The 11073-nt window shown below is 67.8% G+C and carries 11 protein-coding genes and 1 pseudogene; 8 read left to right on the top strand and 4 right to left on the bottom strand.

All coding sequences use genetic code 11. The features are described 5' to 3' along the window. The 8 genes from LzC2_RS23075 to LzC2_RS17445 form a co-directional block, all read left to right on the top strand. Positions 1-444, top strand: a 444-nt coding sequence (locus LzC2_RS23075; RefSeq protein ID WP_246255100.1) for an ATP synthase F0 subunit C, incomplete at its 5' end; no start/stop codon positions are given. Between the two features lie 58 nt (positions 445-502). Further along, a complete protein-coding gene (locus tag LzC2_RS17475; protein ID WP_171189308.1) occupies positions 503-1147 on the top strand; it encodes a F0F1 ATP synthase subunit B family protein in 645 nt (214 codons plus the stop codon). A 49-nt stretch (positions 1148-1196) separates the two neighbouring features. Further along, positions 1197-1850, top strand: coding sequence for an ATP synthase F1 subunit delta (gene atpH / locus LzC2_RS17470; protein ID WP_171189307.1), 654 nt, complete (start codon positions 1197-1199; stop codon positions 1848-1850). Then, a complete protein-coding gene (atpA, locus tag LzC2_RS17465) occupies positions 1801-3384 on the top strand; it encodes a F0F1 ATP synthase subunit alpha (RefSeq protein WP_171189306.1) in 1584 nt (527 codons plus the stop codon). The genes atpH and atpA overlap by 50 nt, the downstream gene beginning before the upstream one ends. Positions 3385-3494: 110 nt before the next feature. Further along, the gene (atpG, locus tag LzC2_RS17460) at positions 3495-4403 is read left to right on the top strand and encodes an ATP synthase F1 subunit gamma (protein ID WP_171189305.1); all 909 of its coding nucleotides are present in this window, start codon (positions 3495-3497) and stop codon (positions 4401-4403) included. 98 nt (positions 4404-4501) lie between these two features. Next, on the top strand, positions 4502-5965 hold the full coding sequence (gene atpD, locus LzC2_RS17455) for a F0F1 ATP synthase subunit beta (RefSeq protein ID WP_171189304.1): 1464 nt from the start codon (positions 4502-4504) through the stop codon (positions 5963-5965). Positions 5966-6055: 90 nt separating this feature from the next. After that, a complete protein-coding gene (locus tag LzC2_RS17450; protein WP_171189303.1) occupies positions 6056-6490 on the top strand; it encodes a FoF1 ATP synthase subunit delta/epsilon in 435 nt (144 codons plus the stop codon). Between the two features lie 166 nt (positions 6491-6656). Further along, positions 6657-7196, top strand: coding sequence for a hypothetical protein (locus LzC2_RS17445; RefSeq protein ID WP_171189302.1), 540 nt, complete (start codon positions 6657-6659; stop codon positions 7194-7196). A gap of 35 nt (positions 7197-7231) precedes the next feature. Here the strand turns inward: LzC2_RS17445 and LzC2_RS22380 are convergent. From LzC2_RS22380 to LzC2_RS17425, 4 genes and pseudogenes are all read right to left on the bottom strand, one after another. After that, positions 7232-7993 (bottom strand): annotated as a pseudogene (locus tag LzC2_RS22380) (SDR family oxidoreductase). Between the two features lie 82 nt (positions 7994-8075). Beyond that, positions 8076-8924 (bottom strand): ABC transporter permease, encoded by an 849-nt coding sequence (locus LzC2_RS17435; protein WP_171189301.1) that lies wholly within the window; start codon positions 8922-8924, stop codon positions 8076-8078. A gap of 64 nt (positions 8925-8988) precedes the next feature. Beyond that, positions 8989-10386: an erythromycin esterase family protein gene (locus LzC2_RS17430; RefSeq protein WP_171189300.1), complete on the bottom strand. Its 1398-nt coding sequence runs from the start codon at positions 10384-10386 to the stop codon at positions 8989-8991. Positions 10387-10657: 271 nt separating this feature from the next. Continuing rightward, positions 10658-11073 (bottom strand): FAD:protein FMN transferase (locus LzC2_RS17425; RefSeq protein WP_171189299.1); only part of this gene is annotated, 416 nt, incomplete at its 5' end.

The raw sequence follows: 11073 nt of genomic DNA, 5'->3' as shown, positions 1-11073 counted from the left end.
CTCTCCGGGGCGACGGATCGAAACCGGCCCATCGATCACCCACCCGCCCGGCTTGCTCGGGCCACCTCTCGACGAGACCCCACCGTGCTTCGGACGCTCCGGCCTGCCACCCTCCTCAAGGCCTTCGCCCTGGCTGTTCTCGTGTTCGCCGCGGCCCCGGACGCCGCGAGCGCCCAGTTGACGCCGCCCGTCGTCTACGAGGCGGCGGATGTGGACGAAGCCGAAACCGTGGCCTCCGCCAGCCGCGTGCAACTGCCCGCGATCGGCATCGGCCTCGCCGTCATCGGCGGCGGCCTGGGCATCGGCCTGTGCGGCTTCGCCGCCACCGGCGCCATGGCCCGTCAGCCGGAGATCGCCGGCCAGATCCAGACCGCGATGCTGATCGCCGCGGTGCTGATCGAAGGCGCCACGATCATCGGCCTGGCCTTCTGCCTCGCGGTTTAGTTTCGGTCCGCTGGTTCGCCTCCGGCTCCGCGTCTCCTCTCACTCCCGCTCGGCTTCGATGACCGCCGCTCGTTTCGTTCTGATTCCGCTCGCGCTATTCGCGCTGTCGTTCGGCGCGTCCCCGGCTGTCGCCGCCGACGTCGCGGAAGAGTTGCACGATGCGGAGCATGAACTGCACGACGCCGCCCACGACGACCACCCGGAAGGCCTGCCTGCCGGGTTCGATGCGGACCTCGCGTTGGTCAGCGGGATCGTGTTCCTGCTGTTTCTGGCCGCGTTGACCTTCCTGGCGTGGAAGCCGGTGTCGGCGGGGTTGAACAAGCGGGAGGAACGCATCCGCAGCGATCTCGCGACGGCGGAGAAGCACCGCGTCGAGAGCGAACGGCTGATGTCGCAGCACTCCGCCGAGATGGCGAAGGCACAGGATCAGGTGAAGGAGATTCTCGCCGAGGCCCGCCGCGATGCGGAGGTCGCCCGTCAGAACATTCTCGCCGACGCCCAGGCCTCCGCGAAGACGGAACGCGATCGGGCCTTGCACGACATCGAGCAAGCGAAGGACCAGGCGATGGCGGAGTTGTTCGCCGGATTCAACGACCAACTCGCCGCCGCCACGGAGCAGGTGCTGGGTCGGACCCTCACCGACGAGACTCAGCAGAAGCTGATCGACCAGTCGATCGCCGAGTTCCGCGGCTCCCGGGCCTAGTCCCCTCTCCTCCCTCGACCGCCCGGGACGCCAGACGAACCCCGCCCCCGTGATTGACGCCGACACCGCAGCGCTCGCCCAGGAAGCTCGCACGAAGAGCGTGATGGAGGATCCGTCCTCCATCGCCATCGCCCGCACCTATGCGGACGCCTTCCTGCGGGCCGCCGGGCAAGACGTCGACTCCGTGCTGGAGGAGTTCACCAGCCTGCAGGACGACGTGTTCGCTCCGAACCCGCAGTTCGAGCGGATGCTGACCGGCGACGCGCTCGGACGGGACGAGAAGGTGGCGCTGATCGATCGTGCGATCGCGCCGCACGCCTCGAAGGTGTTCGCGAACTTCCTGCGGACGCTCGCCCGGCACGAGCGGCTCGAACTGCTCCCGCAGATTCTCGGCGAGGCCCACGTCGCCCGGGAAGCGGAACTCGGCAAGCAGCGGGTGGTCGTCACGACCGCCGCGCCGCTCTCCGACGCCGACCTCCGGCGGGTCGAGTCCGAATTGAACGCGGCGACCAGTTACACGCCCGTCGTGATCCCGGAGGTGGACCCGGCGATCCTCGGCGGCATGGTGATTCGCGTCGGCGACACCGTTTACGATTCCTCTCTCAAGGCCCGGTTGCGGCAGCTCCGCGGGCGTCTCAAAGCCAAAGCGACCCATGAAATTCAAAGCGGACGAGATCGCCTCCGTCATTCGGAAGGAGATTGAGGACTTCTCCGGGGCGGTCGAGACCGCCGAGGTCGGACGCGTCCTCGAAGTCGGCGACGGCATCGCCCGTTGTCACGGCCTCTCCGGCGCCATGGCCGGTGAAATGGTCGAGTTCGCCTCCGGCGTGACCGGCCTGGTCTTCAACCTTGAAGAACACAGCGTCGGCATCATCATCCTCGGCGACTATCTGTCGGTCGAGGAAGGCGAGACCGTCAAGACGACCGGCGAACTGCTGAGCGTTCCCGTCGGCGAAGCCCTGCTGGGTCGCGTCGTCGATCCGCTGGGCAACCCGCTCGACGGCGCCGGCCCGATCGTCACCGGCGAACGTCGGCCGCTGGAAACGGCCGCCCCCGGCGTGGTCGATCGCCAGCCGGTCACCGAGCCGATGGAAACCGGCATCAAAGCCGTCGACGCCATGGTGCCGATCGGCCGCGGTCAGCGCGAATTGATCATCGGCGACCGGAAGACCGGGAAGTCCGCGATTGCGCTGGACACGATCATCAACCAGAAGGGCAAAGGCGTGAAGTGCGTCTACGTCGCCTGCGGCCAGCGCGACAGCGCCGTCGCGGGGATCGTGGAGACCCTCCGCCTCAACGGCGCCCTCGACTACACGACCGTCGTGGTCGCCGGCGCCTCGAACCCGGCGCCGCTGCAGTACATCGCCCCGTACGCCGGCGCCGCGATGTGCGAGTACTTCATGTATAAGGGCGAAGCGACGCTCGTCGTCTACGACGACCTGTCCAAGCAGGCCCAGGCGTATCGTCAGCTCTCCCTGCTGATGCGGCGCCCGCCGGGTCGCGAGGCCTACCCGGGCGACGTGTTCTTCGCCCACAGCCGGTTGCTCGAACGGGCCGCGAAGCTGTCCGACGAACGCGGCGGCGGCAGCATGACGGCGTTGCCGATCATCGAGACGCTGGAAGGCGAAGTCTCCGCCTATATCCCGACGAACGTGATTTCGATCACCGACGGACAGATCTACCTCGAACCGGACCTCTTCTACGCCTTCGTTCGCCCCGCCATTAACGTGGGCATCTCGGTGAGCCGCGTGGGCGGCAACGCCCAGACGAAGGCCATGAAGAAGGTCTCCGGCGGTTTGAAGCTGGACCTCGCGAACTTCCGGGCGCTGGAAGCGTTCGCCCAGATCGGCACCGACCTGGACAAAGAGACCCAGAAGCAGCTGGATCGCGGCGCCCGGATGGTCGAACTGCTCAAGCAGAAGCAGTACCAGCCGTACCCGGTCGAAGATCAGGTCATCAGCATCTACGCCGGGACCAAGGGCTACTTCGACAGCGTCCCCACAAGCGAAGTGACCGCCGTCGAAGGCGAACTGCTGCAGTTCATGAAGGACGAAAAGAGCGAGGTGTACGCTTCGCTGGAAGGCGGATCGAAGTGGGGCGACGACATCGTCAACTCGCTTGAAGCGGCGCTGAAGGAGTTCTTCGACCGGGATCGCATGAACCGCGAGAAGACGGCCGCCGGCGCCACGTCCGGCGCTTCCGCGGCCGCCGCCCCCGCCCCGGCGACCGCGGCCTGAGCCGCGATATAGAACCGCGACCGTCAGGGAGCCGGCTCTAAGACCCCGCAACCCACCAGAGCCGCTTCCTGACGGGCGCGGTTCCCTCCCCCCCCTCCCATCCCGACTGAATGGCCAACGCCCGCGCGATTGTTAAGCGGCTCAAGTCCGTCAAGAACATCCGCAAGATCACGCGGACGATGGAATTGATCGCCACGGCCCGGTTCAAGAAGGCCCAGGACCGGGCCACGGAAGCGGCGGCGTACACCCGCAAGATCGGCGAAGTCGTCGCGGACCTCGCCGCGGCCGGCGGGGAGATCTCGCACCCGCTGCTCAAGGAGCCGGAGAACGAGTCGCACCTCACCGTGTTGGTGCTGACCAGCAACCGCGGTCTGTGCGGCGGGTTCAACTCCGGCGTGCTGCGGAAGGCGATGGCCCGCGTCCGCGAGATTCGGGCGCAAGCCGGCGTCGGGCTGGATCTGGAAGTCTCCGGCAAACGCGGGATCAGCTATCTGAAATTCCAGCAGATCACCCCGACCGAAAAGTACACGCAATTCGAGGATCAGCCGGCCTTCGCCGACGTGGACGCGATCGCCGACCGCTACGTCCGCGAGTTCCTCAACGGCAACCTGGATCGGCTCGACGTGGCCTACCAGCGCTTCGTCTCCAGCGGTAAGCAGGAGCCGGTCGTCGAAACGCTGTTGCCGCTCTCCGGCCTCGCCGAGGGCGCCGGGGATTCATCGGGCAACGGGGCCGCCGCTCCGAAAGCCGACGGCCGGCAGGTGGACTACGAGTTCCTGCCGAACCCGAAGGACATCCTCGACGAGATCGTCCCCGCGGCGTTCAAGGCCCGTTTGTTCAAGTGCTTCCTCGATAGCGCCGTCAGCGAGCAGATCGCCCGGATGGTCGCCATGAAGGGGGCCACGGAGAACGCCGACGAAATGATCGGCGACCTGTCCCAGAAATATAACCGGGCCCGTCAGGCTCAGATCACGAACGAACTCGCCGAAGTCATCGGCGGCGCCGCGGCGCTGGAGTAGGACGCTCCCGCCGCCCGCCCGGGCGCTCGGTTCTCCTCGAATCGGGCGTCCCCAACGTTTATCGTCCCGCAGACCTTCTCTTCGCACCGCCGACCCGTATGTCCGTCGCCGCCCCCGCCGTTCCCGACACCGACTCTTCCGCCCCGGCGACCGGGCGCGTGACGCAAATCATCGGGTCCACCTTCGACGCGGAGTTCCCCGAAGGGCGACTGCCGGAGATCTACAACGCCTGTACCGTCAAAGCGACGAACCACGGCATCGACGTCGAGGTGACCGGCGAAGTGCAGCAGCACCTCGGCGGCGACCGCGTCCGTTGCGTCGCGCTGGGCGGCACCGACGGCATGGTCCGCGGCCAGGAAGTGCAGGACACCGGCGGGCCCGTCACGGTGCCGGTCGGGAACGAAACGCTCTCCCGCGTGTTCAACCTGCTGGGCGAACCGATCGACGGTCGCGGCCCGGTCGCCGCGAAGGAAAGCTGGCCGATCCACCGCGATCCGCCGAAGCTGGAAGAGCTCTCCCCGAAGACGGAAGTCTTCGTCACGGGCATCAAGGTCATCGACCTGCTGATCCCGTTCGTTCGCGGCGGTAAAGCCGGTCTGTTCGGCGGGGCCGGGTTGGGCAAGACGGTCATCCTCCAGGAGATGATCGCCCGCGTCGCCAAGGAGTTCGGCGGTTACTCCGTGTTCGCCGGCGTGGGCGAACGGACGCGTGAGGGGAACGACCTCTGGCGCGAAATGCAGGAGACCGCGATGGGCTCCGGCGAGGGCTATGTGATCGACAACACCGTCATGGTGTTCGGTCAGATGAACGAGCCCCCGGGCGCCCGCCTCCGCGTCGCCCTGACCGGCCTGACGATGGCCGAGTGGTTCCGCGACACCACCGGCAAAGACACCCTGTTCTTCGTCGACAACATTTTTCGATTCAGCCAAGCGGGCAGCGAAGTGTCCGCTCTGCTGGGCCGGATGCCGTCGGCCGTGGGTTACCAGCCGACGCTGGGCACCGAGCAGGGCCAGTTACAGGAGCGAATCGTCTCCACCAAGAACGGCGCCATCACCTCGGTGCAGGCCGTGTACGTCCCCGCGGACGACCCGACCGACCCGGCGCCGGCGACCGCGTTCGCCCACCTGGACGCCTTCATCTATCTGGACCGGAAGATCTCCGAAAAGGGCATCTACCCCGCCATCGACCCGCTGGCGTCCAACAGTCGAATCCTCGACCCGCAGATCGTCGGCGAGCGTCACTTCAAGATCGCCACCGAGGTCCAACGGCTGCTCCAGCGTTACCGCGAGCTGCAGGACATCATCGCGATTCTCGGCGTGGACGAGCTGTCCGAAGACGACAAGCAGACCGTGAACCGGGCCCGCCGGATCGAGCGGTTCTTCAGTCAGCCGTTCTTCGTCGCGGAAGTCTTCACCGGCAAGCCGGGTAACTACACCTCGCTGGACGATACGCTCCGCTCCTTCGAGGAGATCGTTGAAGGCAAGTGGGACCACCTGCCGGAAAGCGCCTTCATGTACGTCGGCAGCATCGACGAGGCTGCCGCGAACGCGAACAAGGGTTGAGCGGTGAGGGTTGAGAGTTGAGAGACTCTCGATTCGCCCCGCCGCAACGTCGTCCTCTCAACTCTGGACTCTCCGCTCTCAACCGCCTCCATGCCGCTTACGCTCTCTCTCGTCACCCCGGAAAAAACGCTGCTGACCGGGGCGGTGGACGAAGTGAAACTGCCGCTCGCCGACGGCATGGCCGGGATTCTGCCGGGCCGGGCGCCGATGGTCGCGCGGCTGGGTTACGGGCGGTTGACGGTGCGGGGGTTGAAGGACGCGTCGAACGTGGACGGCGGCGAGCAGACGTGGTTCGTCGCCGGCGGGTTCGTGCAGGTCTCGCCCTCGAAGCCCGGGGATGAAGTCAGCGGGGGCACCGTCTCCGTGTTGACGAATCGGGCGATGCCGCCCAGTGAGATCGACGTCGTCGCCGCAAAGGCGGAACTGTCCGAAGTCAGCTCCCGGGTGCCCTCCACGCCGGAGGCTCGCACGCTGCAGAGCCGCGATCAGGATCGCTTGCGGGCGATGATCGCCTCCGCGGCGTAACGCCTGTCTGACGGACGGAGGCCCGATCGGGTCGGGGGACCGGCACGACCGGCGCCTGGCGCCGACCGGACTCCCCGCTTCGCGCGCGGCTCGTTGCCCCTTCGTCGTCCGGGGCTGCACAATGGGGGACCGCGATCGTTTCGTTCCCTCTCGCCCCGCCCGCTCCGTGACCTCCCGCAGCTTCGCCCTGAGTTCGCTGGTCGCCGCGATCCCCGGCGCCGCGGTCGCCGTGCTGATCGTGATGGCGATCCTCAGCCACTCCGGCGAGATCTTCGCCTCCATCCCGCTGGCGGCGACGCTGGTGATCGCGTTGATCTGCGGAATCGTCGTGACGATCGCCCCGATCGTGATCTTCTTCCGAGGCCGCGGCGCCGCCGACCGCGGCGCCCCCGTACCCCGGGCCGCCAACGAGCAGAGCGGCGAAATCTTCGTCGCCGACGACGGCAGCGACGAATTGGACGTCCGGGAATCCTCCGCGATCCTCGCGACCGGAGGCACGTCCGGCGAGATTCTCGTCGATGAGGACGACGACGACCTCGAGGGCGGATTCGGCGACAGCGCCGAATTCGGGGACAGCGCCGAGTTCGTCGAAGCCGACAGCGCCGAGTTTGAAGAGGCCGACGAGGACGACGATCCGTTCGCCGACTTCGATGACGACGACACGTCGGACGAAGACAGCTTCTTCGATCAGCCCTCTAACAAATAGCTGACGCTGGTCATGCAGCCATGCCCGTGCGGGCGTCAGGCCAGCGTCAGACCGCCGTCGACGACGTAGTCGCTGCCCGTGACGTAAGCGGCGTCGTCGGACAACAGGAAGCAGGCGACCGCGGCGACCTCCTCCGGCTCGCCGAAGCGGCCGAGCGGCACCTGCGATTTCAGGCCCTCGGCCATCTCCTCCTGTTGCTCGTCCGGCATTCCGGTGCGATCGAAGAAGTCCGTGCCGATGGGGCCGGGGCTGACCTCGTTCACCCGAATGCCGCGATCAGCCAACTCCTTGGCCAGCACGCGGGAGATCGTTCGCGTGGCTCCCTTGGTGCTGTTTTAGAGCACGCCGCCCTCCATCCCGAGCCACTTCGCCACCGACCCGGTGATCGGCAGGCTGCCGCCCTGCTTCACGAGCGGAGCGAGCGCCTGGGCGTGCAGCACCACCCCGCGGACGTTCACGGCGTACTGCTTGTCGAAGTCCTCCGCGGTCACTTCCGCCAGCGGCTGCATCACGCCGAAGCCGGCGTTGAGGTACACGCCGTCCAGCGTGCCGAACTCCGCCTTCGCCTTCTCCGCGAGGTCGGCGGCGGCGTCGGGGTCGGCGGCGTCGTTCTGCAGCGTGAGCAGTCCCGGAATCGCCTCGGCGGCGGCCTTCAGCTTGTCGGCGTTCGTACCGGTGACCAACACGCGACCGCCCTCGGCCACGATGCGGGCGGCGGTCGCGCGACCGATCCCGCCGGAGCCGCCGGTAATCACGAACGATTGACCGTCAAAGCGGCCCGAGAAGGTGCGAGGCATCGGAGATCCTGTGGCAACGGGGAGTTTCGGGAACGAATGGTATCCGTCCCCCGTTGATCCCCAACGGGACATCCCCCACCGCTTAACTGCTCGCGCTGCGATAGCCCCGCAGGCTGCGGCGGAACACGGCTCGGCTGACCGCCAGTCCCCCGGCCGCCGCGAGAAGACAGCCGAGCACGAACGGCCATTCAAAGGCCCCCTTCACGATCACTCGGGCGGGGACGGTGACCACCAACAGGATCGGCACGACGTAGGTGAACGCGACGCTTAATGCGTCCGCCGCAGGACTGCCGGTCTGGTAAATGTCCCGCGGATAGCGGGCGAACACGGTGACGTAGAACCAGAAGTCGTACAGCCCGGTGTTGCGTCCCATCGAGACGCTCGCCGCCGCCAGACAGATCATCAGGCTGTAAAAAAACGCCGTGGCGCAGCCGACCAGCAGCCCATACAGGGCGACGCGCACCAGCCCGCCCGCGGTGAGGAACAACGCGCCCCACAGGTCGAGCGACGTAATCGAATAGCCCAGCAGGCCCAGGGCGAGCACGACCTGCCCCAACTGGGCGACCTCCACCTTCTCGAACGAGACGAGGAACTGCGTATCGACCGGTTTGAGCAGGGCGAAGTCCAGCTTGCCGGTGCGGATCAGCTCGCTGAACGCGCTGAGGTTCGGCATGAAGAACGTCTCGACCAGTGCGTTCACCAGCAGCCCGGTCGCCATGAAGCCGAAGTACTCGGGCCGCTTCCAGTCGCCGACCTGATCGACGGAGCCGTAGATGATCTCGAACAGCGTCACCTGAGCGGCGAAATAGAACGCCCGCGTCAGCAACGTGACGAGGAAGTTCCCGCGGAAGGTCATCTCGCGGACGAGACTGTTCCTGAGGAACGTCAGCCAGACGCGGCGATACGAGGGGCGAACGGGGGCAGCTTCCATCGTCGCCAGTCTAGCGGGCGGGGCCGATCCGCCGACCGCCCGCGGGCCGCTTTCTTCGTGCGGACTACACGCCGCTGGGGTAGGTCTCCGGGATTTCGTCCGGCTCGCCGCGCGGTTCTTCGTGCAGGGGGCGGAGCGCGTGGGTGCGGTCGACGTAGAGGAAGGCGTCGTAGCGAGCGGCGAGGTCGGACGGGACGTAGTTGCCCCGTTCGGCCTCCGGCCTGTAAACGACGCCGACCGCCCGGTGACCGCGGCGGTCGTGCAGCGGGGCGGCTCGCTCTGCCGAATCGTCGGCGTCGGGGAAGATCAGCAGGCGGTCGCCGCCGTCGAACGCCGTGTGCATCAGATTCTCCCACGAATCCGCGCGGGCCTCGGGCAGCGGCATGCGTTCCATCGGCGCCCCCCACCGCCGACTGGCGATCACCGAGCCGCGGCGGGAGCCGAACCCGACCAGCACGCATTCGCCCGCCCCGAACCGGTCCCGCGCCAGTTGGCCGACGTTCACCATCCCGGCGGCGGCCATGTCCGTCGCCCGGGCGTCGCCGATGTGGGTGTTGTGCTCCCACACGATCGCCTTCGCCCGCCGCCCGCCGGGGGCGGGATCGGAATGGTGGTCCATCAACCGGGCGAGGGTGTCCGTCATATGGCGATCACGGATGTTCCAACTCTCCGGCCCGGGGCTGGACATCGTGCGGTAGTATTCCTCAGCGTGGCGGGCAGCGAGGGCGTTCTGCACCGCGTCGAATGCGCGATCGCCGTCCCGCAGCGTGGCCTTCCGAGTCTCGGCGAGCAGCTCGAGGATCTGCCGCTCGCAGGACTCCGGCATCCAGGCGGTGCGGCGGGCGTAGCCCTGTTCGTCGCCGAAGTCCGAGCCGAAACAGGCGAACGTCTCCTCCGCCGCCTCCAACGATTCCGGCGCGTACTCCTCCAAGTAGTCCCGGATGCGGGCCAGCGAGTCCCACAGGCTGTACACGTCGAGCCCGTAGAAGCCGACCTGCCGCTTCACCGGCCGGCCCGCATTGATCTCCCGCAAGGCCGCCGTCAAATCCGCGACCTCCCGATTGGCCCACATCCAGGTCGGCCAGCGGCGAAAGGTCCCCAAGACTTCTTCAGGCGTTCCGTCCGACTCGCCGCGGATGTAGCGGTTCACCGCCGCGCAGTCCGGCCAGTCGCCCTCGACGGCGACGAAGTCGAACCCCCGCTCCCGGATCAGCCGCTCCGTGATCCGTCGCCGCCACAGGTAGTATTCGCTGGTCCCATGGGAGGCCTCGCCCAGCAGGACGAAGGAGGCGTCGCCGATGCGATCCATCAGTGGGTCCAACGCCGCGTCGGCCTCGTCCGTCGGGCCGTAGACGGACGGCAGCGGCGTGGCGCAAGCGACGAGGGCGTCTTGCGCCGACTCGGCGTCATGACGACCGGTCGCGTGACGATCGGCGGCGGGGCGCAGGCGTAAAGTCGGCATCACGGGGTCTCCGGTGAGGCGTGTGCCTCATCGTCCCGCTCTCCGCCGAACCCGCCACGGGGGATTCGCCGCCGCCCCGCCCCGGTCGTCGCCCCGGACTCCGCCCGCTGAGAACGGCGACGACCGCCGCACCGGGGCTAGAGCAGGCTGCGTAGAGCCGTAACGGCGGCATCTTGCCGCCGTCCGCGAGCGCAGCGAGCGGGGGTCGTAGACATGGCCACGCCGAGAGTCGGCGGCTGGAAGCCGCCGCTACGACATGCGACCGCTCGCCTTAGCGTTCGCCGAAGACCTGCTCGAACCTGGGGGTTGGAACTTCGTCCAACCGGTCCCCCGTTCGGAGGATCAGTAACGCTGCGACGCCGCGGCGTTCCAGCAGGGCGCGGCCGTCTTCCGCGCCGAGGGCCATCACGGCCGTGGCGAGGGCGTCGGCGGTCGCGCAATCGGCGGCGAGCACGGTGGCGCTGGCAAGTGACGGCTGGTCGGCCTGCACCCGCACCGGACGGCCGGTCCGCGGGTCGATCGTGTGCACGACCGTCTCGCCCTCCAGTTCATAGAAGTTCCGATAGTTACCGCTCGTCGCCAGAGCGAGAAACTCCGTCCCCCCGCCGAGGGCGACGCCCCGCTGTACGGAGCGCTTCTGGCCGGTGGGATCCCGATGGGGCGTCTCGACCCCCACCCGCCACGGCT

The organism is Alienimonas chondri, from assembly GCF_013036045.1.
In the GTDB taxonomy this organism is placed as follows: Bacteria; Planctomycetota; Planctomycetia; order Planctomycetales; family Planctomycetaceae; genus Alienimonas; species Alienimonas chondri.
The sequence above is the reverse complement of the archived record's forward strand: the minus strand, read 5'-3'. Positions and strand labels throughout refer to the sequence as shown.